Below are 23,500 nucleotides of genomic sequence, written 5' to 3'. Positions count from 1 at the left end.
AGGTGCGGAAAAGTACCGGCTTTATCGCCAACATCGATATTTGCAAAGAGTATGACGCGCGCTACGCCGCCGACGAGGTGCACTACGAAACCTTCGCCGGGCTGGCGGCATTCTTCGGCCGCGACATGCAGGTGCACTGGCACGACTGCTTCTTTCAGGTGCATTTCCTGGAAACCGGCAAGATAGAGCTGCAGCTCGACGATCAGCACTATTCGGTGCAGGCGCCGCTGTTCATCCTTACGCCGCCGTCGGTGCCGCATGCGTTCTTCACCGAACCGGACAGCGACGGCCACGTGCTGACGGTGCGCCAGGAGCTGATTTGGCCGCTGCTGGAGCGCCTGTATCCTGGCAGCAACCTGGCGCTGGACATGCCGGGCATCTGCCTGTCGCTGGCCGACGCGCCGCAGGAGCTGACGGCGCTCAGCCACTACTGGGCGCTGATCCGCCGCGAGTTCGGCCAGAACCTGGCCGGGCGTGAACAGACGCTGGCGCTGCTGGCGCAGGCGGTGTTCACGCTGCTGCTGCGCAACACCGCGCTGGAAGACAACGCCAACAGCGGCGTGCGCGGCGAACTGCAGCTGTTTCAGCGGTTCAACAAGATGGTGGACGAGCGTTTTCGCGAGCATCTGCCGGTGCCGGAGTATGCGCAGGCGCTGGGAGTGACCGAATCGCGGCTCAACGACCTGTGCCGGCGCTTCGCCAACCGGCCGCCCAAGCGGCTGATCTTCGATCGGCTGCTGCGCGAGGCCAAACGCATGCTGCTGTTCAGCGCCTGCACGGTGCATGAAACCGCCTACAGCCTCGGCTTCAAGGATCCGGCCTATTTCGCCCGTTTTTTCAATCGGCTGGAAGGCTGTTCCCCCTCGACCTACCGCGCGGAGCAACACGCCCTTTCGTAACCGCGATCACAGTTTGCCGCGAAAGCGGCAAACTGACCTGAAAAGTACCGGCGATTGCCGCAAAAGTCTCTTCTCGAAACCGGCTTTGGCAGCTTCAATTAAGCAACCAAAAGAAAACATTATTTTAACAAATGGCCGGATCCACGGCCTGAAAAATGCCGATGACGAGGAAGACCCGATGAAACCAGAAGACTTTCGTGCCGACAGCAAACGCCCGTTTACCGGCGCCGAATACCTGAAAAGTTTGCAGGACAGCCGCGAAATCTACATTTACGGCGAGCGCGTGAAAGACGTCACCACCCACCCGGCGTTCCGCAACGCAGCGGCGTCTGTCGGCCAGCTGTATGACGCGCTGCACGATCCGGCCAGCCAGGATCGCCTGTGCTGGAATACCGACACCGGCAACGGCGGCTATACCCATAAATTCTTCCGCTATGCCCGCAGCCCGGAAGAGATGCGCCAGCAGCGCGACGCCATCGCCGACTGGTCGCGCCAAAGCTACGGCTGGATGGGCCGCACGCCGGACTACAAGGCGGCCTTCGGCTGCGCGCTGGGCGCTTATCCGGAGTTCTACGGCCAGTTCGCCGACAACGCGCGCCACTGGTACAAACGCATTCAGGAAACCGGGCTCTATTTCAACCACGCCATCGTCAACCCGCCGATCGACCGCCACAAGCCGGTCAACGAGGTGAAGGACGTTTACATTCAGGTGGAGAAAGAGACCGACGCCGGCATCGTGGTCAGCGGCGCCAAAGTGGTGGCCACCAACTCGGCGTTGACCCACTACAACTTCATCGGCTTCGGTTCGGCGCAGGTGATGGGCGATAACCCGGACTTCGCGCTGATGTTCGTGGCACCGATGGACGCTGAAGGGGTGAAGCTGATTTCGCGCGCCTCTTACGAGCTGGTGGCCGGCGCCACCGGATCGCCGTTCGACTACCCGCTCACCAGCCGCTTCGACGAGAACGACGCGATCCTGATCATGGATCATGTGCTGATCCCCTGGGAAAACGTGCTGATCTACCGCGATTTCGACCGCTGCCGGCGCTGGAGCACCCAAGGCGGTTTCGCCCGGCTGTTCCCACTGCAGGCCTGCGTGCGCCTGGCGGTGAAGATGGACTTCATCACCGCGCTGCTGCAAAAGAGCCTCTCTTGCACCGGCGTGCTGGAGTTCCGCGGCGTGCAGGCCGATCTGGGCGAAGTGGTGGCCTGGCGCAACCTGTTCTGGTCGCTGAGCGACGCGATGTGCGCCGAAGCCACAAAATGGGAAAACGGCGCCTACCTGCCGGATTCTGCCGCGCTGCAGACCTACCGCGTGATGGCGCCGATGGCCTACACCAAGGTGAAACACATCATCGAGAAGAACGTCACCAGCGGCCTGATCTACCTGCCGTCCAGCGTGCGCGACATGAACAACCCGGAGATCGACAAGTACCTGGCGCGCTACGTGCGCGGATCGGACGGTATGGATCACGTCGAACGCATCAAGATCCTCAAGCTGATGTGGGATGCGATCGGCAGCGAATTCGGCGGCCGTCACGAGCTGTATGAGATCAACTACGCCGGCAGCCAGGATGAGATCCGCCTGCAGTGCCTGCGCCACGCGCAGGGATCCGGCAACATGGATCGCATGATGCAGATGGTCGACAAGTGCCTGGCCGATTACGATCAGCACGGCTGGAAGGTGCCGCACCTGCGGAACAATGACGATATTAATCAGTTGGATAATCTGCTGAAGTAATTCAGGAGGAGGTTGTATGTCTCAGGAAAATGAACAGCGCCTGCGCTTTCGCGACGCCATGGCCAGCCTGTCGGCGGCGGTGAATATCGTCACCACCGACGGCCCGGCGGGGCGCTGCGGCATCACCGCCACGGCGGTGTGCTCGGTAACCGATACGCCGCCGACGCTGCTGGTGTGCATCAACCGCAACAGCGCGATGAACCCGGTGTTTCAGGAAAACCGCAGGCTGTGCGTCAACGTGCTCAACCACGAGCAGGAGCTGATGGCGCGCCACTTCGCCGGCATGACCGGCGTCAGCATGGAAGATCGTTTCCGGCTGGAAGAGTGGCAGCTCGGCGCGCTGGGGCAGCCGGTGCTGCGCAATACCCTGGCCAGCCTGGAAGGGGAGATCGAGCAGATCCAGAGCATCGGCACCCACCAGATGTACCTGGTGCAGATCAAGCAGATCGCGCTGAGCGAAGCCGGCAACGGGCTGATCTACTTCAAGCGCAATTTCCATTCGGTGATCCACCCGATGGCGGTGCCGGCCTGAGGCGTTGGGGCGCAGCCCGCTGCGCCCCGCGTTTCAACTCTTGTTAGCCGCCAGATCGCTCACCAGGCGGTTGACCGGATCGCTCATGTTGGTGAACTTGCTCAGCTCCGAGCGGGTCACCACCACGAACACCCCGACGTTTTTCGCCGGGATCATCGCCATGTAGGTAATGAACCCGCCGCCGCCGCCGGTCTTCTGAATGATGCCCGGCAGCCCGTCCTTCGGCGCCATATACACCCAGCCCAACCCCAGCGCATCCGCTTGCCCCGGCACGTCCATGCCCTTCAGCGACACCAGATCGTGGCGCTGGAAGTACATGGTTTGCTCGCTGGCGGCGGTGGCTTTGCGTGGGCCGCTGGCGCTGGAGGAGAGGAATTGTTGCATCCAGCGCTGCATGTCGCGCGGGGTGGAGTAGACGCCGCCGCTGCCGGCCGCGGCGGTGGTGTCGCGGCAGGCGCTCGGGCCGGCCGCCGCCACCATCAGGCGCGAGCACTGTTCGGGGCTCGGCGTCAGCGTGGTGTCGACCATGCCGAGCGGCGCGGTGATTTTCTCTTTCAGCAGCGCGTTGTAAGGCTTGCCTGCGGCGCGCGACAGCGCGTCGGCCAGCAGGTCATACGCCAGATTGGAGTAGGCGGCGCGTACGCCCGGCGGCACCGTGACGTTGGCATGCGCCAGCCACTGCCAGCGCTGGGCCTTGGTCGGCCAGGTGAACACCGGCGTTTTCGGCGGCTTTTTGCCCGGCTGCTCGCGCGGCAGCGCGCTGGTGTGCGTCGCCAGGTTCAGCAGGGTGATCGGCTGCCCGGCGTTGTAAGCCGGTACATAGGCGCCTTTGGGGGCGTACTTGCGCAGCGGGTCGGTCAGTTTGACCTGGCCTGCCGCCGCCATTTTCACCATCACTTCGCTGGTCATCAGCTTGGTGATCGAGGCGATGCGGATCAGCGAATCCGGGCGCGGGCGCAGGTTGTTGCCGGGTTTGGTATCGCCAAAGCTGCGGTTAACCACCTGATTGCCGTCGATCACCACCAGCGCCATGCCGGTGGCGCCGCTGTTGTAGAAAATATGTTCGGCATACTGGTCGACGATTTGCGAAGCCAGCTGCGGGGGGGCGGCCAGCGGCGCGGCGCACAGGCCCAGCGCCAGCAATAAAGCGGAGACAGAGTTCTTCAACGGTCGTTATCCATTTAACAATGCAGCGGGAAAGGGCGTTATTCGTCGCCCAGTGTAATGCGCTCAGGCCCCGGCTGCATGTAGAAAAAAGAGCGGTGGCGATAAAATTTTTTGACCGCCGGCGGCCTACTGCGCGCGGGCGAAAATGGCGATCACTTCATCGAGGTGCGCCTTCATCGCCTTGCGGGCGCCGCGCACGTCGCGCGCTTCGATCGCCGCCAGGATCGCCCGGTGTTCCAGCTCGGAACGGTGCGGCATGTCGTCCGGCGTATAGTGGCGCTGCAGCACGCGAAACATGCTGCCGTAGCGGTGGCCGAGCAGGTGGCCGATGATGAACGCATAGGCCGGGTTGCCGCTGGCCTGGGCGATGCGGATGTGGAACAGCCGATCGCCGGGGTGAGTGGCGGAGCCGGCGCGGTTATCGCGGCAGTTCTGCTCGTAGGCGGCGCGGATGCCCGCCAGCTCTTCGTCGGTGGCGTGGCGCGCGGCCAGCGCGGCGGTCTCCGGTTCGATCAACAGGCGGGTTTGCAGCAGTGAAAACGGCGGTAGCTCGGCGTTGAAATCCAGTTCAATATTCAGTTCGTCGTCGATCTCCGCCCATTGGTTGCGGCCGGCCTGAGCCATCACCGGCTCCTGCGACGGCGCCAGCGGCGTTTGCGAGCGCACGATCACCCCGTTGCCGACCTTGACGTCCACCAGGCCGATCACTTCCAGCGCGATCAGCGCTTCGCGCACCGACGCGCGGCTGACCTGCAACTGCTGGGCGAGATCGCGCTCCGAGGGCAGGCGGCTGCCCGGCGGAAATTCGTTATTTTCGATCAGACGTTTGAGCTGGTCTGCTATCTGTCTGTAAATTCTTGGGTTTTCCAATCGGGTAATCGGCATTTTTGACCTTTGACGATTCGGCGTTCAGTGATTTGGCGCACAATTATGCGACAAGGCGCTTGAGTAATCGTTATTCAAGTGTAAAAAAATGGTTAATTGAAATGCGGTTTCAAGGCTGTTTTATTAACTTCTTCCCCCAACGATAACGCGTAAAGCGTCTTTTGTCATGTTAGAGGCCTGACCTTTAACCGCCTTTAGTGGCCTGACCATTAGACCTTTAGGCCGAGGAGTCAAGATGGATTTAACCGGGAAACGCGTACTGATCACCGCCGCCGGGCAAGGGATCGGTTTTACCACCGCCAGGCTGTTCGCCGCCGCCGGTGCCGAGGTGATCGCCAGCGACATCAACCTCGAGCGCCTGCAGGGCTGCGCCGGGATCCGCGCGCTGACGCTGAACGTCACCGATCCGGCCGCCATCGCGGCGGCGGCGGAAGCGATCGGCCCGATCGATGTGCTATTCAACTGCGCCGGCGTGGTGCACAGCGGATCGATCCTCGATTGCAGCGAAGATCAGTGGGCGTTCGCGCTCGATCTCAACGTTACCGCGATGTTCCGCATGATCCGCGCCTTCCTGCCGGGCATGTTGGCGCGCGGCAAAGGCTCGATCATCAACATGTCCTCGGTGGCCTCGAGCGTGAAAGGGGTGCCGAACCGCTTCGCTTACAGCGCCAGCAAGGCGGCGGTGATCGGCCTGACGCGCTCGGTGGCGGCGGACTACGTCACGCAGGGCATCCGCTGCAACGCCATCTGCCCCGGCACGGTGGAGTCGCCGTCGCTGCGCCAGCGCATTGCCGAGCAGGCGCGCGAGCAGGGGCGCAGCGAGCAAGAGGTGTATCAGGCGTTCGTCGCCCGTCAGCCGATCGGGCGCATCGGCACCACCGAGGAAATCGCCCAACTGGCGCTGTATCTGGCCTCCGACGCCAGTTCGTACACCACCGGCACGGTGCAGATCATCGACGGCGGCTGGAGCAACTGAGTCGCCATTTTTGAGAGAGGAACGCATGAAACTTTTACGTTACGGGCAACCCGGGCAAGAGCGCCCCGGCATGTTGGATGCGCAGGGCCGCCTGCGCGATCTGTCGCAGCATATCGCCGACGTGGGGGGCGCCGCGTTATTGCCGGCGTCGCTCGCCAAACTGCGCGCGCTGGACAGCGCCGCGCTGCCGCTGGTCGAAGGGCAGCCGCGCCTCGGCGCCTGCGTCGGCGGCATCGGCAAGTTTATCTGCATCGGCCTGAACTACGCCGATCACGCGGCGGAGACCGGCGCGGCCATTCCTGAAGAACCGGTGGTGTTCAACAAATGGACCAGCGCGGTGGTCGGCCCCTATGACCAGGTGGAGATCCCGCGCGGCTCGCAGAAAACCGACTGGGAAGTGGAGCTGGGCGTGGTGATCGGCCAGGGCGGGCGCTACATCAGCGAAGCGGACGCCATGCGCCACGTCGCCGGCTACTGCGTGATCAACGACGTTTCAGAACGCGAATATCAAATTGAACGCGGCGGCACCTGGGACAAGGGCAAAGGCTGCGACACCTTCGGGCCGATCGGCCCCTGGCTGGTGACCGCCGATGAGATCGCCGATCCGCACAGCCTGAACCTGTGGCTGGAGGTGGACGGCAAGCGCTATCAGGACGGCAACACCAGCACCATGATCTTCCGCATTCCGCAGATCGTCAGCTATCTCAGCCGCTTTATGAGCCTGCAGCCGGGCGACGTGATCTCCACCGGCACGCCGCCGGGCGTCGGCATGGGGCAGAAACCGCAGCCCATCTACCTGCGGGCGGGCCAGACGATGCGTCTGGGCATCGAAGGGCTGGGCGAACAGCGCCAGCAAACCGTACAGGCCTAACCGGGAGCGCCGCCATGACCACCATTACCGCACTGCGGGTTGAAGACATTCGTTTCCCCACTTCGCTGGGGCTGGACGGATCCGACGCCATGAATCCGGATCCCGACTATTCCGCCGCCTACGTGATCCTGGAGACCGATCGCGCGGATCTCAGCGGCCACGGGCTGACGTTCACCATCGGCCGCGGCAACGAGATCTGCTGCGCGGCGATCCGCGCGCTGGAGCATCAAATCGTCGGCGAGCGGCTGGAAGATATCGCCGCCGACATGGGCGCCTTCTGGCGGCGCTTCACCAGCGACAGCCAGCTGCGCTGGATCGGGCCGGACAAGGGGGCCATTCACCTGGCGACCGGTGCGGTGGTCAACGCGGTGTGGGATCTGTGGGCCAAATCGGTCGGCAAGCCGGTGTGGCGGCTGGTGGCGGAGATGACGCCAGAGGAGCTGGTGCGCTGCATCGACTTCCGTTACATCACCGACTGCATCACGCCGCAGGAAGCGCTGGCGCTGCTGAAACAGCGTGCCGAGGGCAAAGAAGAGCGCCTGGCGCGGCTGCTGCAGGAGGGGTATCCCTGCTACACCACCTCCGCCGGCTGGCTGGGTTATCCGGACGACAAGCTGCGTCGCCTGTGCCAGGAAGCGGTCGACGCCGGTTTCTCCTACCTGAAGCTGAAGGTAGGGCGCGATCTGGAAGATGACATCCGCCGGGTGCGCATCGCCCGCGAGGTGATCGGCCCGGATCGCCGGCTGATGATCGACGCCAACCAGGTGTGGGAGGTGGACGAAGCCATTCCGTGGGTGAAGCATCTGGCGTTCGCCAAACCCTGGTTTATCGAAGAACCGACCAGCCCGGACGACGTGGAAGGGCACCGCCGCATCCGCGAAGGGGTGGCGCCGGTCAAGGTGGCCACCGGCGAGATGTGCCAGAACCGCATCATGTTCAAGCAGTTCATCATGCGCGGCGCGGTAGACGTGGTTCAGATCGACGCCTGCCGCCTCGGCGGCGTCAACGAAGTGCTGGCGGTGATGCTGATGGCGGCCAAATACCAGCTGCCGGTCTGCCCGCACGCCGGCGGCGTCGGGCTGTGCGAGTACGTGCAGCACCTGTCGATGATCGACTACCTGTGCATTGCCGGCAGCCACGAAGGCCGGGTGATCGAGTACGTCGATCATCTGCATGAACACTTTGTCGATCCCTGCGTGATCAACGGCGCGGCCTACATGCCGCCGAGCCGCCCCGGCTATTCGATCGAGATGCATCTCTCGTCGATCGAGCAGTATCGGTTCCGCGGGTGAGGTGGGAGGATCGCATGCCGCGCATCGATGCTCACCAGCACTACTGGCGCTATCACCCACGGCACTACCCGTGGATCGACGAGCGGATGCGCGTGCTGCGGCAGGATTTCGATCCGCCCCGGCTGCGGCCGCTGTTGCAGGAACAGGGGTTCGACGGCGCGCTAGCGGTGCAGGCGCGCCCCAGCGAGGACGAGACGCTGGCCCTGCTGGCGCTGGCTGAGCAGAGCGAGGGCGTATGCGGCGTAGTGGGCTGGCTGGATATCGCTTCGCCACAGCTGGCGCAGCGTCTGGAGGCCTTGCGGCCTTATAGCGCGCTGCGCGGGGTGCGCCATCAGGTGCAGGACGAAGCGGATCCGGCGGCCTGGCTGGCGCGGCCGGAAGTGGGGCACGGCATGCAAACGCTGCAGCGCGCCGGGTATGTGTACGAGATCCTGGTGACGCACCGGCATCTGGCGGCCGCGGCGGCGTTCGCCGCCCGCCACGATGAGCACTGGTTGGTGTTGGATCATCTCGGCAAGCCGGATATCGCGCGCGGCGCGCGGCACTGGGCGCAGCAAATTCGGCCGCTGGCGGCGCTGCCGCACGTGGCCTGCAAGCTGTCGGGGCTGATCACCGAAGCGCCGGGTGGCCGGTGGCGGGCGGAAGAACTGCTGCCGTTCTTCGACGCCGCGCTGGAGGCGTTTGGCCCGCAGCGGCTGATGTTCGGCTCCGACTGGCCGGTGTGTCTGCTGGCCGGCGATTACCGCCAGGTGGTGCAACTGTGCGAACGGGCGCTGTCGACGCTGGGGGCCGCCGAGCAGGCGGCGATTTGGGGCGACACCGCCTGGCGAATTTACGGTTTAACGGAGTCTGGTTATGGATCTGTATCTGCAAGATAAGGTGGTGCTGGTCACCGGCGGCGGTGCCGGCATCGGCGCGGCGATTGCTCATGTGCTGGCCGAAGAAGGCGCGATCCCGGTGCTGGTCACCAACGCCGCGCCGGAGGCGGCGCTGCTGGCCGATTTGCAGCGGCTGCAGCCGCGTACCGAGGTGATCCTCACCGAACTGTGCGACGAGGCGGCCTGCCGCCGCGCGGTCAGCCAGACGCTGGCGGCCTTCGGCCGCATCGACGGGCTGGTGAATAACGCCGGAGTCAACGACGGCGTCGGGCTGGAGGCGGGGCGCGAAGCCTTCGTCGGCTCGCTGGAAAAGAACCTGGTGCACTACTACCTGATGGCGCACCTGTGCCAGGCGGCGCTGCAGGAAAGCCGGGGCGCTATCGTCAACATCGCCTCCAAGACCGCGCTCAGCGGCCAGGGCGGCACCAGCGGTTACACCGCCGCCAAGGGCGCGGTGCTGGCGCTGACGCGTGAATGGGCGGTGTCGCTGCGCCATGACGGCGTGCGGGTGAACGCGGTGGTGCCGGCGGAGGTGATCACCCCGCAGTACCAGCGCTGGCTCAACACCTTCGCCGAGCCGCAGCGGCAGATGGCGAAAATCACTGCGCGCATTCCGCTCGGGCAGCGCATGACCACGCCGCAGGAGATCGCCGATACCGTGGCGTTTCTGCTGTCGTCGCGGTCATCGCATACCACCGGGCAGTGGCTGTCGGTGGACGGCGGCTACCTGCATCTCGATCGGGCGCTGACGTGAGCGGCGCGACGGCAGGGCGTCGCCGTTTCTGCCAGGCGCTCGATCTGATTGACTCACCGGCGCTGATTGCGGAGTACCTGCAGCATCATCAGCGCATCTGGCCGGGCATCGCCGCGCATTTGCGCGAGCACGGCATTCTGGACATGGAGATTTACCGGTTGGGCACCCGGCTGTTCATGGTCGTGGAGGTCAGCGCCGATTTCGATGCTGCGCGCTTTGACGCCGCCAGCCTGAACAACCCCGAAGTACAGCGATGGGAAGCGCTGATGTGGCACTACCAGGCCGCCACCCCCTGGACGCCGCAGGGCGAAAAATGGGTGGAAATGGCGCGGATATTTTCTCTGCAACAGCAATAACGCCAACATCATCATCGCCAGACGATACGAGGGTATCACCATGCTTGCTGAAAAAAGTGCGGCCTCCGCGCAGCCGGGCGTCGCCGTGACCGCCAATCTGCGCTGGGCCTTTATCCTGGTCACCAGCCTGTTCTTCATGTGGGGGCTGTCCTATGGCCTGCTGGACGTATTGAACAAACATTTTCAGGAGACGTTGCACGTCACCAAGGCGCAATCGGGGCTGCTGCAGGCGGCCTATTTCGGCGCCTATTTCCTGGTGGCGCTGCCCGCCGGGTACTTTATGGACCGCAAGGGCTATAAGGCGGGCATTCTGGTCGGGCTGTGCCTGTATGCGCTGGGAGCGCTGCTGTTCGTGCCGGCGGCGTCGGCCAACAGCTTCGGCGTGTTCCTGTTCGCGCTGTTCGTTATCGCCAGCGGTTTGGGCTGCCTGGAAACGGCCGCCAACCCGTACGCCACGGTGCTGGGCGACGCGCAGGGCGCCGAACGGCGGCTCAACCTGGCCCAGTCGTTCAACGGCCTCGGGCAGTTTATCGGCCCGCTGATCGGCGGTACGCTGTTCTTCTCCGCCAGCCAGTCCGCCGGCGGCGGCGATCAGAGCGCGGTGAAGATGACCTATGTGGCGATCGCCGTGCTGGTGCTGCTGATCGCGCTGTTGTTCAGCCGCACCCGGCTGCCGGCGATCCGAGAAGAGGAAAAACCGGTGCACGGCGTGATAGCGCAGGGATTATGGCAGCATCCGCATTTCGTCGGCGGGGTGATCACGCAGTTCTTCTACGTGGCGGCGCAGGTGGGCGTGGGGGCGTTCTTCATCAACTACGCCACCGAACACTGGCGCGATGTGTCTAACCAAAGCGCCTCTTACCTGCTGTCGATCGCCATGATCTGCTTTATGGTCGGGCGCTTCTTCAGCACCTGGCTGATGGGGCGAGTCAAACCGGCGACGCTGCTGGCGGCCTATGCGCTGATCAACATCGCGCTGTGCGGCGTGGTGATGCTGAGCGTCGACGGGGTGTCGGTGGTGGCGCTGATCGCGGTGTTCTTCTTTATGTCGATCATGTTCCCGACCATTTTCGCCCTGGGGGTGAAAAACTTGGGTAAACACACCAAGCGCGCCAGCTCCTTTATGATCATGGCGATCGTCGGCGGCGCCATCATGCCGTACTTTATGGGGGCGCTGGCCGACCGTTACAGCACCGCGCTCTCTTATCTGTTGCCGCTGCTGTGCTTCGCGGTGGTGCTGGTTTACGGCCTGCGGCAGCGCCGCGCCTGATTCAACCCGGCGGCGAATCGGCCTTCGCCGCCGTTGTCAGCGCCTGTGGGCGCGTTCGCATCAGGATCGCCAGCGCCAGCAGCAGCACGATGCCGGACAGCACGCCGTTTATCGTCAATCCCCCTGCATCCACCACCAGCCCGCCCGCCAGTGAACCGCAGGAAATCGCCAGATTAAACAGCGCGATATACAGCGAAGAGGCGACCTCGACCGCGTCGGGGGCCGCCTTGAGCATCCACGCCATCAGCGACACGGAAACGCCGCCGTAGGCGATGCCCCACAGCAGGAGGAAGGCGCCGCCGCTCAGCGGCGCGCGGCCCAGCAGCGGCAGCAGCAGGACGGCGAGCGCCAGCCCGAAGGCGATCAGCGCCAGGGTGCGGCGCAGCCGTTTGGCGGCGGCCTGGCCGGCGATGAAATTCCCGACGATACCGGCGACGCCGTAGGCGAACAGCAGCGGCCCCACCCAGCGGCTCTCGATGCCGGCGACCGTCTGCAGCAGCGGGCGGACAAAGGTGTAGGCCATAAAGTGGCCGGCAACCAGCAGAAACGTCAGCAGCAGCCCGAGGAGCAACCGGCGATTCGCGCGCTGCGCGGTGAACGACCGCCAGCTCACCGCCTGCGTGACCGGCAGCGGCGGCAGCACGCACAGCAGCAGGAGCAGGGTCAGCGCCGCCAGGACGGCGACGGCCAGAAACGCCATGCGCCAGCCCAGCGCTTCGCCGAGGAACACCCCGAGCGGCACGCCGAGCACCGAGGCCGCCGCTACGCCGCCGAAGATGACGGACAGCGCCAATCCGACGGAGGCCGGCGGCACCAGACGTTCCGCCAATCCGCCGGCGATGACCCAGATACCGCCGATGCAAAAGCCCAGCAGGATGCGCGCAGCGAACAGCAGCGCCATGGAGGTAGCGGCGGCGGCCAGCAGGTTGGCGGCGATCAGCAGCAGCAGAAAGACGATCAGCAGGCTGCGGCGATCTGTGCGCCGGGCGCCCAGCACCACCAGCGGGGCGAACAGTGCGGCGAACAGGGCAGGCAGGGAAATCAGCAGCCCGGCGCGGCCTATCGATGCGTTCAAGGTGCTGACTATCGGGGTCAGCAGCCCGACGGGCAGCATTTCTGCCGTGACGACGGTAAAGGTGGACAGACCGATGGCGAAGGTCGCCAGCCAGGGTTTTGCGCCGCCGCCGGCGTGTAAGGCACTCATAATGACTCTCCCAACAGATGAAGAGCCTCAGTGTATCCGCGCCAAAATGGCTGATAAACTGGCCTGAATGCGCAACATTGGGGACACATCGTGGCTAATTTACCGTCTATGCCGTTGGATAACCTGACCGACCTACTGGTGTTCATTCGCGTCGCCGACGCCTGTAGCTTCACGCTGGCGGCCGAGAGGCTGGGCGTCTCCCGCTCGGCGGCGGGCAAATGCGTGATCCGATTGGAGGAGCGATTGGCCACCCGGTTGCTGCAGCGCACCACGCGCAGCGTCAGCCTGACCGAAGACGGCGCGGTGTTTTACGAGTATGCGCAGCGCATCCTGTCGCAGGCCGAAGAGGCGGAAACGGCGCTCAATACGCGGCGGCAAACCCCACGCGGGCGGCTGCGGCTGGATCTGCCGGTCTCGTTGGGGCGGTTGCATATCCTGCCGATTCTGCGGGAGTTTTTGGCGCAGTGGCCGGAGGTGGACGCCGACGTCAGCTTCTCCGACGATTACAGCGATCTGGTGCGCGACGGCATCGACGTGGCTGTCCGCGTCGGCGGCAACGACGACAGCCGGCTGGTGCGGCGGGTGCTCGCGCCACATCGCCTGATCACCTGCGCGGCGCCGGATTATCTGGCGCGGCACGGCACGCCTGCAAAACCGGAGGCGCTGGGCGATCACGAGACGCTGGTCTTCAGCCATCAGGGGCTGCCGGCGCCCTGGCGCTATTTGGTCAACGGCCAACTGCACGAACAGTCGGTGCGCGGCCGGATGCGTTTCAACAACGTCGAGGCCTTGAGGGATGCGGCCGTCGCCGGAGCCGGCCTGTGCCAGGTGGGGGCGTTTCTGGTCGGCGAGCAGATTGCGGCCGGCACGCTGGTGCCGGTGCTGGAGCGCTATTGCCGCCCGGGGCCGCCGATCTGCGCCGTCTATCCCAGCCGGCGCCATCTTTCCCCCAAGGTGAAACTGTTCCTGGCGGCGATCGAACGGCGCTGGCAGGGCAAGGCGATTTGGGAAACCGCTTAGCGCGAGCGATTCACGCCGCTTTCAAGGCCAGCGTTCGCCGCATTAAGCGGTAGCCGCCGGCCGCCACCAGCAGCACGATCAGCCCGGCGGTGAGCGTGACGCTGAAGCCGGCCGCTATCCCGGCGGCATCGATCGCCAGGCCCGCCAATGCGGCGCCGAACGCCACGCCTATCCCCAGACCGGTGACCATCCAGGTCAACCCCTCCGTCAGCCGGGAGGGCGGCACGATGTTTTCAACCAGCCCCATGGCAATGATCATGGTCGGCGCAAAAAACAGTCCGGCGACAAACATCGCCGCCGCCAGCGTCAAGACATCGTGCACCCACAGCAGCGGCAGGGTGGTGAAAGCGGTGGCGAACGCTGCGTATAAGAACAGGCGAGGCAAGGGGACGGGGATCTTCATTGCGCCGAAAATCAGCCCGGCAAGGCAGGAGCCGAACGCATAAACCGACAGCACGATGCTGGCGGCGGCCGGCTGTCCTTGCTGCTCGGCGAAAGCCACGCTGATGACGTCCACGGTGCCGACGATGGTGCCCAGGGCGATCAGCGCCAGCAGCAGGATCTGCATTGACGGCATGGCCAGGATGGCGCGCTGCCGCTGGTTATTGCGGGTGTAGACCGGGGGCTGAGTGCTTTTTTGTGAGGCGAATGCCGCAACGCCCGCCACCAGAAGCAGCGCGGCCACCAGAGGGCCGGCTTCTGGGAAGAGTGAAACGCTAAGCCCCACGGCGATCGGTGGGCCGACGATAAAGGCCACTTCATCTAACACGGACTCGAATGAAAATGCCGTGTGCAGCTGTGGCGTGCCGCGATAAATTTCGCTCCAGCGGGCTCTGACCATCGCGGAGATGCTGGGCATGCCGCCCGCGAGCGCGGCGAAGACGAACAGCGTCCAGTCCGGCGCCCGATAGTGGGTGCAGAGCAACAGCAGTAGCAGGGCGAGCGTGCTGATCCCGGTGGCATACGGCAGCACGCGGCTTTGGCCGTGACGATCCGCCGCGCGCGCGATTTGCGGCGCAAGCAGCGCCATGGAAAAGGCGAACGTAGCCGCTACCGCGCCCGCCAACCAATAAGAGCCGCGTACCTGTGAGAGCATGGTGATGATGCCGATACCGGTCATCGAGACCGGCAGGCGCGCGATCAGCCCGGCAGAGGAAAACGCCTTGCTGCCCGGGGCGTTGAACAGGTTGAAATAAGGATTTGCCATGGAAAGGGCTCCAGAAGTTGGCGGCTCAGTATTCGCTCAATGGCCATCATTGACATACGCCACGTATGTTAAGTTAATTGACATACATGGCGTATGTCAATTATAACGTTCATCAATAATGAGGCGGGAGTGGACCCATGGCACGTAAAGCGCGCGCAGAAATGATTGAAGAAACCCGACAAAAACTGGTGGCGGCCGCCCGTCAGCAGTTCGGCAGCGTGGGGTATGCCGAGACGGTGATGGATGAACTCACCGCGCAAGCCGGCATGACGCGCGGTGCGCTCTACCACCACTTTGGGGACAAGAAAGGTTTGTTTTTGGCCGTCGTGCAAGAAATCGACGCCGAGATAGATGCGCGTCTTGCCGACATTACCGCGCGTACGGCGGATGACTGGGAGGCGTTTGCGGCGCGTTGTCGCGGTTATTTGATCATGATGACGGAGCCGCAAGCGCAACGCATTTTGTTGCGCGATTCACCTTCGGTGCTGGGGGCTGAATATTTGCAGGCCAGTAAGCTGCAATGCATTGTCTGGATGACGGGCGCATTGCAGGCGTTGATGGCGCAGGGGCGCATCGCCATCGCCGAGCCGGAATCGCTGGCGCATTTGATCAACGGCGGCCTGATGGATGCCGCGCTTTGGATCGCGCACCAGCCGGATGAGAAAACCGCTTTGGAGCAGGCGTTGGCCGGTTTGTCGCTGTTGCTGAACGGCTTGCGGCCAACGGCCGCTTAACCGGGCAGGGTATTTACTCCTGCGGCAGCAGCAGGGCGGGCTGGACGTTTTGCGCCAGCTGAATATTGTTGCGGCCGCTGTGCTTCGCCAGATAGAGCGCGGCGTCGGCCGCGCCGATCGCCGATTCGACGTCCAGTTTTTCCAATGCCGAGATGCCGGCGCTTAGCGTCAGCGTACCGCTGTGCTGCGAGCTGGCGCCGTGCGGGATATTCAGTTCCGCCACCCGTTGGCGCACCCGTTCGGCCAGCTGCGCCGCGTAGCCTTCGTGCACGTTGGTCAGCAGCACCAAAAACTCTTCCCCGCCGTAGCGCACCACGATGTCGCGCGAACGCACCGCATCGCGGATGGCGATCGCCACCTGCACCAGCGCCCGGTCGCCCATGGCGTGGCCGTAACTGTCGTTGTAGACCTTGAAGTGGTCGATATCCAGCAGCAGCACGTAGTGACGGCCGGTTTGCGGTTCCAGCAGCATGTTGATCTTATTCTCCAGCCCGCGACGGTTATAAAGGCCGGTCAGGGGATCGAGCATGCTCAAATTATTGAATTTGTCCCGCTCGTTATACAGGTTGGCCACCAGCGCGTGGGTAAAGATTTCACTGCGTTTCAACATCAGGTGATGAATGGAGAAAGCGATAATAGGCAATAGCGTGGTGAATAATATCCGCAGGGTATTATGCATACCGTCTAAAGCCAGGATCATCATTGCGGAAGGCACGGCATGTAAACAAAAGGCGGTAAAGTTATCCGTCAGAGAAATAGCGCTGATAAAAAAGATGCTGAACAAACTAATTAATAAAAAATCTTGGTTATTCGGCAGGCAATATTGACTTTTAACGTAGATATGTGCAGCCCACAGCAGGCCGAGCACGCTGGCGAACAGGTTGAGTTTGTACAGGTATTGCCGCGGCGTATGCAGAGAAAATAGCGCCGCCGCCAGACAAAATAACGGGATGCATAATAAAGGCAGAGTAAAAGAAGGGACATCCCTAAAAGGGAACAATAACGTAAATATGGAAGAGGCGGCATTCATCATTAGAAAAAGAAATAATGCCAGGCGCTGCTTGCTGTTCAGTAATTCCTGATAAGAACGGGCGTTCATACGGAGGTCACTCTTTGCAAAGTCGTACTGTCGAATAATTAAGGTTGAGAAGCATTCCCTTGGCGCGAAATATCCACTTGAATTGCATGGTTGACCGTTGTGATTATTATCATGCAAACAGGACTAGGAATTTTCTTATGTCAAATTATCATTTTTTCCTGCTGGTGTCATCTGGGTTTGGTCATCGCAGCGAAAATGATGCGGCGGCCAAAAAAGTGTTATATGATATTGGTTATCATTATCACTTGAGGGGGTTGTCATGCTCACTGCCATGATTGCCGCATGCGGGCTGTGGGGCGTCAGCTGGTGCCTCGGCGATCGCCTGGCCAGCGCCTGGGGCGTTTTGCTGCCATGCGCGCTGATGCCGCTGCTGGCCTTGATCGATCTCGATATGATGCAGCTGCGCAGCCTGATCGTGATAGCGATGTTGGCGACGCTGGTGATGCTGTTCAACAGCCGGCTGCGTCATTATCTGCTGCTGCCTTCCTGCATGGCGCTGGCGGGCGGCCTGGCGGCGGTCAGCCTCAACTTCAGCTTCGGGTAAAACGCCGGAAACGGCAAAACCACGCTTAGGCGTGTTTTTCATCAATGCGTTGGGATTTTTTCGAAGGAACTACCGGAGAGATCATCAATTGGTGCGAAGAGAGGGACTTGAACCCTCACGTCCGTAAGGACACTAACACCTGAAGCTAGCGCGTCTACCAATTCCGCCACCTTCGCACAGTCGATGTTGTTGCTTTGATTTATATTACGTCGCCAGCGTGGTGCGAAGAGAGGGACTTGAACCCTCACGTCCGTAAGAACACTAACACCTGAAGCTAGCGCGTCTACCAATTCCGCCACCTTCGCATCGATGCTGAGTGCAATATAAATCATGTGGTTATTTGGTGCGAAGAGAGGGACTTGAACCCTCACGTCCGTAAGGACACTAACACCTGAAGCTAGCGCGTCTACCAATTCCGCCACCTTCGCGTACCAGAAACATTACCGGAGTAACGTTACCACGGAGGCGAATTCTAGAGATTTTGGCGGGCACGTCAACAGTTATTTCCCCGCATTGCGGGCGTTTGCTGGAAAAACAGCCATATCGCCGCTTTTCCGCTGGTCAAACAGCCAAATCAGCCAATCAATCAACACCCTGACCCGTGGCGCCAGGAAACGGCCGGGCGGATACATGATGTAAATCGGCATCGGCGGCGGCGGCGTGTCCGCCAGCACTTCCACCAGTTCGCCCCGTTCCAGCCAGGGGGCAAGCGAATAGCGCGCCGCCTGAATCAACCCCATGCCGGCCCGCGCGCCGGCGATGTAGGCGTCGGCGCCGCTGACGCTCAGCCGGGCGGGGAGTTCGCGCAGTTCCACTTTGCCGCCGCGGCAGAATTCCAGCGGGTAATCGCGGTTGCTGGCCAGGGAAAAATACCCCACCGCGCGGTGCGACGCCAGGCTATCGATGTCGAGCGGCGTGCCGCAGGCCTGCAGGTAAGCGGGGGAAGCGCAGGTGACCTGCGGCAGCTGGGCGATGCGCCGCGCCACCAGGCTGTCGTCTTCGGTTTCCCAGGCGCGCAGCACGCAGTCCACGCCTTCGCGCAACAGATCGACGTGGGTGTCGTTGGCGCCCAGCGCCAGGGTGATGTCGGGATAGCGCCGGTAAAAGTCGTCCAGCGCCGGAATGACAATCTGGCGCGCCAGCGAATGGGGCATATCGATGCGCACTTTGCCGGACGGCTGCAGCTTATGGTGGCTGAACAGCGTGTCCGCCTCCTCAAGCGCCCCCAGCAACTGTACGCAGCGTTGATAGTAGAGGCTGCCTTCGCTGGTCACCTGCACCTGGCGGGTGGTGCGGATCAGCAGGCGCACGCCCAGCCGCTGCTCCAGCCGTTTCAACGCGTTGCTGACCGTGGCGCGCGGCAGCTGTAGGCGCTCGGCCGCCCGGCTGAAGCTGCCCAGTTCGACGATGCGGGTAAAAATGCGCATGGCTTGAACCTGATCCATGTCCACTCCGGATTGTTGGTGATTTTTGAACAGTGATGTGCAATCTGCATTATTTATCTTTGTAGCGTAAACAACCAGACTTTGCTGCGTTATCCGTTCATCGCATGAGGGCAGCACAATGCAACAACGTAAACTGGGTTCTCACGGCCCCCTCGTCTCCGCCCTGGGGTTGGGATGCATGGGCATGAGCGACTTCTACTCCACCGGCGCCGATCGGCAGGAAGCCATCGCCACGCTGCACCGGGCGCTGGAGCTGGGCGTCACGCTGCTCGACACCGCCGACATGTATGGCCCGCACACCAACGAGGAGTTGGTGGGGGAAGCGATCAAGGGCAAACGGCAACAGGTGTTCCTGGCCACCAAGTTCGGCATCCTGCGCGATCCGGCGGATCCTTCGGCGCGCGGCGTCAGCAGCCGGCCCGAGTATATCCGGCGCTCGGTGGAAGGCAGCCTGCGGCGCTTGGGCGTAGAAGAGATCGATCTTTATTATCAGCATCGGGTCGATCCGCAGGTGCCGATCGAAGACGTCGTGGGCACGATGGCGGATCTGATCCGCGAAGGCAAGATCCGCCATATCGGCCTGAGCGAGGCGTCGGTCGCCACGCTGGAGCGGGCGCACAAGGTGCATCCGATCACCGCGCTGCAGACCGAGTATTCGCTGTGGACGCGCGATGCCGAACAGGGCGTGCTGGCAGCCTGTGAGCGCCTCGGCATCGGCTTTGTGCCTTACAGCCCGTTAGGGCGCGGTTTCCTCACCGGCGCTATCCGGCGGCCGGAGGATCTGGCCGAGGACGATTTCCGCCGCGGCAACCCGCGCTTCCAGGGGGAAAACTTCGCCCGCAACCTGGCGCTGGTGGAGAAGGTGGGGGAGCTGGCGGCACAGAAGGGCGTCAAGCCTTCACAGCTGGCGCTGGCCTGGGTGTTGGCGCAGGGCGAGCACATCGTGCCGATCCCCGGCACCAAACGCCGTCGCTACCTCGAAGAGAACGTCGCGGCGGCGGAGATAACGCTGAGCGCGGCCGAACTGGCGGCGATCGACGCGGTGTTTCCGCTGAGTGCGGCGGCCGGCGATCGCTACGGCGCGGAGTCGATGACCTATATCAACGGCTAAAAAAAAGCGCGGCCTCAGGCCGCGCTCTGTCGTTTTCCGCCAACGGCGAATTATTTCTTCTTCGGCGCGCGCGGCGGGCGGCCGACGGTGGCCTGATACACCTTGAAGCGGCCGTTCTGCGTCAGCACTTCGTGGCTGCCGAAGGTGGCGTCCAGAATGTCCGGGTACGGCAGGAAGGCGTTGGCGACGATGCGCAGCCGGCCGCCGATCGGCAGGTGTTTTACCGCGCCGCGGATCAGGGTTTCGGCGGCGGTCAGGCTGGTCTGCAGCCCGTCGTGGAACGGCGGGTTGGAGATGATCATGTCGAAACGGCCGGTGATGTCGGAGTAAACGTTGCTGACGATCACTTCGCCTTCGATGCCGTTGGCGGCCAGCGTCGCGCGGCTGGACTCCACCGCGGCGGCGTTGACGTCGCTGAGGGTCAGTTTCACCTTCGGCGACAGCTTGGCCATCACCGAGGCCATCACGCCGGCGCCGCAGCCGATGTCCAGCACCTTGCCTTTCATGTGTTTTTCCAGCGTCGACAGCAGCAGCGAGCTGCCGACGTCCAGGCCGTCGCGGCTGAACACGCCCGGCAGCGTTTTCACTTCCAGATCGTGCAGCTGATAGCTGTCCCACCAGTCGTCCAGGCTGAACTCGGTCTGTGCGTCCAGGCGGCCGTGATACAGGCCGCAGCGGCGCGCGCTGTCGATTTTCACCAGCGTGGCGTGGCCTTCCAGCGTTGGCTCGGCGCTGCGCACGCCGCTGCGGTTTTCACCGACCACGAACACGTCTACGCCCACCGGCAGCAGCGCCAGGATGTTGCACAGCTGGAATTGCGCTTCCTGCTTGCTCTTCGGCCAGTAGTAAACCAGCGTGTCGCAGTCGGCGACGAAAGCGGGATCGACGGTCAAACCGAACTGCACGTTATCGCCCATCGTCCGGTTCAGTAACTGCCAGTGATGGTATTGCTGAGTGTGGACGCGCACGTCCGCGGCCTCGAATTGGGCCGGCAGGCTGTCCTGCAGGTCGCCGGCAAACAGCACGCGGCGTTCGATAAATTCATCACTGTGGCGCAGCATGACTTCACTGGCGGGGGTTAATGCAGACATCAGATATTGGCTCCTGGAAATGAGACCGGGGATTATAGAGCTTTGTGGCGATATGTTCGACGGGTTTGTTGGCGCGGGCTGCGCGGGTTTGTTAGCATAGCGCGGCGCATGGCAGGCATGGCGCACCACAACGGGTAGGAATCGGCATGGCATCAAAACGCGACTGGCTGTTACAACAACTGGGTATTACGCAGTGGACATTGCGCCGCCCGGGCGTGTTGCAGGGCGAAGTGGCGGTCAGTCTGCCGCCCGAGGCGCGCCTGCTGGTGGTGGCGCAGACGCTGCCCGCACCGGACGATCCGCTGTTTTGCGACGTGCTGCGCAGCCTGGGGCTGACGCCGGCGCAAACCTACAGCCTGACGCCGGAACAGGCGGCAATGCTGCCTGAAGAGACCGCATGCAACAGTTGGCGGCTGGGCGTGGCGGAACCGCTTGCGGTCGCCGGCGCGCAGCTACACAGCCCGGCGCTGGCCGAGCTTTCCCAAGACGCGGGGGCCAAACGCGCCCTCTGGCAGCAGATTTGTCATCATGAACACGATTTCTACCCTGACGGCGGCCGACCTGGCCACGGCCTTCACCATTGAGCAAGCCAGCCACGCTTTTCCCTGGACGGAAACCACCTTCGCCAGCAATCAGGGCGATCGCTACCTTAACCTGAAGCTGAGCGCCGACGGGGAGATGGCGGGATTCGCCATCACGCAGATCGTGCTGGACGAAGCCACGCTGTTCAACATCGCCATTCATCCGCAGTACCAGCGCCGTGGCTTTGGCCGCCTGCTGCTCAACGCGTTGATTGAACGGCTGGAGAGCCGCGGCGTGGTCACGCTGTGGCTGGAAGTGCGCGCCTCCAACCAGGCGGCGATCGCGCTGTATGAAGATCTCGGTTTCAACGAAGTTACCGTGCGCCGCAATTATTACCCGAGCGCCCACGGCCGCGAAGACGCGATCGTGATGGCGCTGCCGCTGGCGTAATCTAAACATATCCTGTTTATTGTTTTCCTTTCCTTTTACAACTAAAAAGTTGTTTTCTGATTAATTTACATCGAATAAGTTGTTTTTTGCCATGGCGACAACTAATTTGTTGTTTATTGTTGGTGAGACAATCAATGCGTAGTTGGGAGGTGCGGATGAGAAAATTATCAGAAATATCAGCGTTGCTGAAAGAAAAACGCATTGAGTTGGGCTGGAGCCAAAAAGACTTTTTAATGAAGATTGGCATGACCCAACAGCAATATCAGCGTATTGAAACGGGTAGCGATATGCGGGTAAGCACGCTGCTACGGATATTGGCGGCGATGGATTTGGAATATGTCATCGTGCCGAAAAAGTCTGCCCGTGATGTGGAGTGCTTGCTGCAACAGGAAGTGAGTCGCGCGCCGGAAGCCGGTAAGCCGCATAATTTTGAAAAAAAACTGAAAGATCTCGAGGACTAGCTGATGAAAGGGCCGCGACAGGTTGAATCGGTGCAGGCATTAGCCTTGATATTGCATGGCGTGCGTGTTGGCGTGCTGGCGCATTACAGCGGCGGCAGAAACATCCTGACCTTTGATCCGCACTACCTCGCTTTGCCGGAGCATGCTCGTCCCTTGTTTACGCTAAGGCAGAGGGCGCACCCGGGGTATCTTGAGCAAGTTTTACAGTCATCGCAGCGCCTGCCGCCCGTCTTATCCAATTTGTTACCCGAAGGCGCACTGCGCGGTTGGGTGGCCCAGTCGTTGAAAGCCCATGTGAACGAGGAGTTTCCCTTAATTGCCTGGGCCGGGGGAAACCTGCCGGGAGCGCTTGAAGCCCGGCCGCTGGCCGCCAGTGACATACCCGCCTGGGCGTTAACGTCGCGCGGCGAGCTGGAAGCGGTGCAAATTAATGTTGGCGTGGAGGCGCAAAAGTTTTCTTTGGCAGGGGTACAAATGAAGTTTTCCTCTGTGCGCAAAGAGGGCCGTTTCAACATTTCTTCTCAGGTCGGCGCCGATAGCTGGATCATTAAAACGCCTTCAACGGTCCATCGTCATCTCCCTGAAAATGAATATACGGCAATGCGCTTGGCGCAAGCCATCGGCGTGGATATTCCTGATATTGAGTTGGTTGAGCTGACACGACTTGAGCACTTGCCTGATATTCGCTTGGCGGATGAACCTTATGCTTATGCCATCCGTCGTTTTGACCGCAGCGAAAACGGGCGAGTACATGCAGAAGATTTTGCTCAGATATTCGAGATTTACGCGCACGATAAATACCGCGGTAAAAATTACGATCAGATAGCGGCTTATCTCTATGAGTATGGCAGTTGCGTATTCTGACCCAACGTGAACATCCATTCTGGCGGAACGTGAACGCTATTTCTGGTTTTGCGTGAACGCGTATTCCGGCGGAAAATACCACGATTTTGCACCATGACCAGAATCACTGTTCATTTTGCCAGAATCG

Annotated in this window: 24 protein-coding genes, 3 tRNA genes and 1 pseudogene; 18 read left to right on the top strand and 10 right to left on the bottom strand. The window is 62.2% G+C overall.

Translation table 11 applies throughout. The features are described 5' to 3' along the window. The first annotated feature begins 2 nt into the window (after positions 1-2). From hpaA to hpaC, 3 genes are all read left to right on the top strand, one after another. On the top strand, positions 3-899 hold the full coding sequence (gene hpaA, locus REA38_RS18610) for a 4-hydroxyphenylacetate catabolism regulatory protein HpaA (RefSeq protein ID WP_308886401.1): 897 nt from the start codon (positions 3-5) through the stop codon (positions 897-899). Between the two features lie 178 nt (positions 900-1,077). Beyond that, entirely contained in the window at positions 1,078-2,640 is a 1,563-nt protein-coding gene (gene hpaB, locus REA38_RS18605; protein ID WP_047569441.1) for a 4-hydroxyphenylacetate 3-monooxygenase, oxygenase component, read from the top strand. Positions 2,641-2,656: 16 nt separating this feature from the next. Further along, a complete protein-coding gene (hpaC, locus tag REA38_RS18600; RefSeq protein ID WP_033636989.1) occupies positions 2,657-3,172 on the top strand; it encodes a 4-hydroxyphenylacetate 3-monooxygenase, reductase component in 516 nt (171 codons plus the stop codon). A 33-nt stretch (positions 3,173-3,205) separates the two neighbouring features. On the opposite strand, the gene ampH is transcribed toward hpaC, so the two are convergent. Further along, entirely contained in the window at positions 3,206-4,339 is a 1,134-nt protein-coding gene (gene ampH / locus REA38_RS18595) for a D-alanyl-D-alanine-carboxypeptidase/endopeptidase AmpH (RefSeq protein ID WP_308886399.1), read from the bottom strand. 126 nt (positions 4,340-4,465) lie between these two features. Next, entirely contained in the window at positions 4,466-5,224 is a 759-nt protein-coding gene (locus REA38_RS18590; protein ID WP_033636991.1) for a FadR/GntR family transcriptional regulator, read from the bottom strand. Positions 5,225-5,459: 235 nt separating this feature from the next. Between REA38_RS18590 and REA38_RS18585 the strand changes: the two genes are divergently transcribed. From REA38_RS18585 to fucP, 7 genes are read left to right on the top strand one after another with little or no spacing between them, the layout of a single operon-like run. Continuing rightward, a complete protein-coding gene (locus REA38_RS18585; RefSeq protein WP_016929185.1) occupies positions 5,460-6,200 on the top strand; it encodes an SDR family oxidoreductase in 741 nt (246 codons plus the stop codon). Positions 6,201-6,225: 25 nt separating this feature from the next. Then, a complete protein-coding gene (locus REA38_RS18580; RefSeq protein ID WP_033648523.1) occupies positions 6,226-7,071 on the top strand; it encodes a fumarylacetoacetate hydrolase family protein in 846 nt (281 codons plus the stop codon). Between the two features lie 14 nt (positions 7,072-7,085). After that, positions 7,086-8,363 carry an L-fuconate dehydratase gene (locus tag REA38_RS18575; protein WP_049212466.1) on the top strand — a complete coding sequence of 426 codons (1,278 nt, stop codon included), beginning with the start codon at positions 7,086-7,088 and terminating at the stop codon, positions 8,361-8,363. A gap of 14 nt (positions 8,364-8,377) precedes the next feature. After that, positions 8,378-9,241: an amidohydrolase family protein gene (locus REA38_RS18570; RefSeq protein ID WP_308886398.1), complete on the top strand. Its 864-nt coding sequence runs from the start codon at positions 8,378-8,380 to the stop codon at positions 9,239-9,241. Next, the gene (locus REA38_RS18565) at positions 9,219-9,995 is read left to right on the top strand and encodes an SDR family oxidoreductase (RefSeq protein ID WP_033636997.1); all 777 of its coding nucleotides are present in this window, start codon (positions 9,219-9,221) and stop codon (positions 9,993-9,995) included. Before REA38_RS18570 ends, REA38_RS18565 begins: the two co-directional genes overlap by 23 nt. Beyond that, positions 9,992-10,351, top strand: a complete 360-nt coding sequence (locus REA38_RS18560) for an L-rhamnose mutarotase (protein WP_308886397.1) — start codon at positions 9,992-9,994, stop codon at positions 10,349-10,351. Before REA38_RS18565 ends, REA38_RS18560 begins: the two co-directional genes overlap by 4 nt. A 40-nt stretch (positions 10,352-10,391) precedes the next feature. Continuing rightward, positions 10,392-11,621, top strand: coding sequence for an L-fucose:H+ symporter permease (gene fucP / locus REA38_RS18555; RefSeq protein ID WP_047569422.1), 1,230 nt, complete (start codon positions 10,392-10,394; stop codon positions 11,619-11,621). A gap of 1 nt (position 11,622) precedes the next feature. Here fucP and REA38_RS18550 read toward each other — a convergent pair whose 3' ends face one another. Next, positions 11,623-12,825: an MFS transporter gene (locus REA38_RS18550; RefSeq protein ID WP_308886396.1), complete on the bottom strand. Its 1,203-nt coding sequence runs from the start codon at positions 12,823-12,825 to the stop codon at positions 11,623-11,625. A gap of 108 nt (positions 12,826-12,933) precedes the next feature. Between REA38_RS18550 and REA38_RS18545 the strand changes: the two genes are divergently transcribed. Further along, positions 12,934-13,845, top strand: coding sequence for a LysR family transcriptional regulator (locus REA38_RS18545; RefSeq protein WP_308886470.1), 912 nt, complete (start codon positions 12,934-12,936; stop codon positions 13,843-13,845). 10 nt (positions 13,846-13,855) lie between these two features. On the opposite strand, the gene REA38_RS18540 is transcribed toward REA38_RS18545, so the two are convergent. Next, entirely contained in the window at positions 13,856-15,052 is a 1,197-nt protein-coding gene (locus REA38_RS18540; RefSeq protein WP_308886395.1) for an MFS transporter, read from the bottom strand. Between the two features lie 137 nt (positions 15,053-15,189). On the opposite strand from REA38_RS18540, the gene REA38_RS18535 reads away from it, so the two are divergent. Then, a complete protein-coding gene (locus REA38_RS18535; RefSeq protein ID WP_308886394.1) occupies positions 15,190-15,786 on the top strand; it encodes a TetR/AcrR family transcriptional regulator in 597 nt (198 codons plus the stop codon). Positions 15,787-15,799: 13 nt separating this feature from the next. On the opposite strand, the gene REA38_RS18530 is transcribed toward REA38_RS18535, so the two are convergent. Next, on the bottom strand, positions 15,800-16,702 hold the full coding sequence (locus REA38_RS18530; protein WP_370739131.1) for a GGDEF domain-containing protein: 903 nt from the start codon (positions 16,700-16,702) through the stop codon (positions 15,800-15,802). A gap of 442 nt (positions 16,703-17,144) precedes the next feature. Between REA38_RS18530 and REA38_RS18525 the strand changes: the two genes are divergently transcribed. Beyond that, positions 17,145-17,429 carry a DUF1435 domain-containing protein gene (locus tag REA38_RS18525; protein WP_033637006.1) on the top strand — a complete coding sequence of 95 codons (285 nt, stop codon included), beginning with the start codon at positions 17,145-17,147 and terminating at the stop codon, positions 17,427-17,429. An 89-nt stretch (positions 17,430-17,518) separates the two neighbouring features. Here the strand turns inward: REA38_RS18525 and REA38_RS18520 are convergent. The 4 genes from REA38_RS18520 to REA38_RS18505 all read right to left on the bottom strand — a co-directional run bounded on the left by REA38_RS18520 (position 17,519) and on the right by REA38_RS18505 (position 18,874). Continuing rightward, positions 17,519-17,605: transfer RNA gene (locus tag REA38_RS18520), tRNA-Leu, on the bottom strand. Between the two features lie 42 nt (positions 17,606-17,647). Then, positions 17,648-17,734, bottom strand: a tRNA-Leu gene (locus REA38_RS18515). A gap of 36 nt (positions 17,735-17,770) precedes the next feature. Then, positions 17,771-17,857: transfer RNA gene (locus REA38_RS18510), tRNA-Leu, on the bottom strand. Between the two features lie 72 nt (positions 17,858-17,929). Further along, positions 17,930-18,874: a LysR family transcriptional regulator gene (locus REA38_RS18505; RefSeq protein ID WP_126191753.1), complete on the bottom strand. Its 945-nt coding sequence runs from the start codon at positions 18,872-18,874 to the stop codon at positions 17,930-17,932. Positions 18,875-18,992: 118 nt separating this feature from the next. On the opposite strand from REA38_RS18505, the gene REA38_RS18500 reads away from it, so the two are divergent. Further along, positions 18,993-19,985 carry an aldo/keto reductase gene (locus tag REA38_RS18500; RefSeq protein ID WP_033649117.1) on the top strand — a complete coding sequence of 331 codons (993 nt, stop codon included), beginning with the start codon at positions 18,993-18,995 and terminating at the stop codon, positions 19,983-19,985. A 50-nt stretch (positions 19,986-20,035) separates the two neighbouring features. Here the strand turns inward: REA38_RS18500 and rsmC are convergent, their stop codons facing one another. Further along, positions 20,036-21,076 (bottom strand): 16S rRNA (guanine(1207)-N(2))-methyltransferase RsmC, encoded by a 1,041-nt coding sequence (gene rsmC, locus REA38_RS18495; protein ID WP_308886392.1) that lies wholly within the window; start codon positions 21,074-21,076, stop codon positions 20,036-20,038. Between the two features lie 146 nt (positions 21,077-21,222). Here rsmC and REA38_RS18490 point away from each other — a divergent pair, with 146 nt between their 5' ends. The 4 genes and pseudogenes from REA38_RS18490 to REA38_RS18475 form a co-directional block, all read left to right on the top strand. Then, positions 21,223-21,660 (top strand): DNA polymerase III subunit psi, encoded by a 438-nt coding sequence (locus REA38_RS18490; RefSeq protein WP_033637012.1) that lies wholly within the window; start codon positions 21,223-21,225, stop codon positions 21,658-21,660. Then, positions 21,605-22,048, top strand: a complete 444-nt coding sequence (gene rimI / locus REA38_RS18485) for a ribosomal protein S18-alanine N-acetyltransferase (RefSeq protein WP_033649119.1) — start codon at positions 21,605-21,607, stop codon at positions 22,046-22,048. Before REA38_RS18490 ends, rimI begins: the two co-directional genes overlap by 56 nt. A 155-nt stretch (positions 22,049-22,203) precedes the next feature. Beyond that, the gene (locus REA38_RS18480; protein ID WP_103772810.1) at positions 22,204-22,509 is read left to right on the top strand and encodes a helix-turn-helix domain-containing protein; all 306 of its coding nucleotides are present in this window, start codon (positions 22,204-22,206) and stop codon (positions 22,507-22,509) included. 3 nt (positions 22,510-22,512) lie between these two features. Further along, positions 22,513-23,361: pseudogene (locus REA38_RS18475) on the top strand (type II toxin-antitoxin system HipA family toxin); the annotation flags it as partial. Positions 23,362-23,500: the final 139 nt, after the last annotated feature.

Origin of the sequence: Serratia sp. MF1(2023) (genome assembly GCF_030954545.1) — a bacterium.
GTDB lineage: Bacteria > Pseudomonadota > Gammaproteobacteria > Enterobacterales > Enterobacteriaceae > Serratia > Serratia sarumanii.
This window is presented reverse-complemented; position numbering and strand designations above follow the sequence as displayed.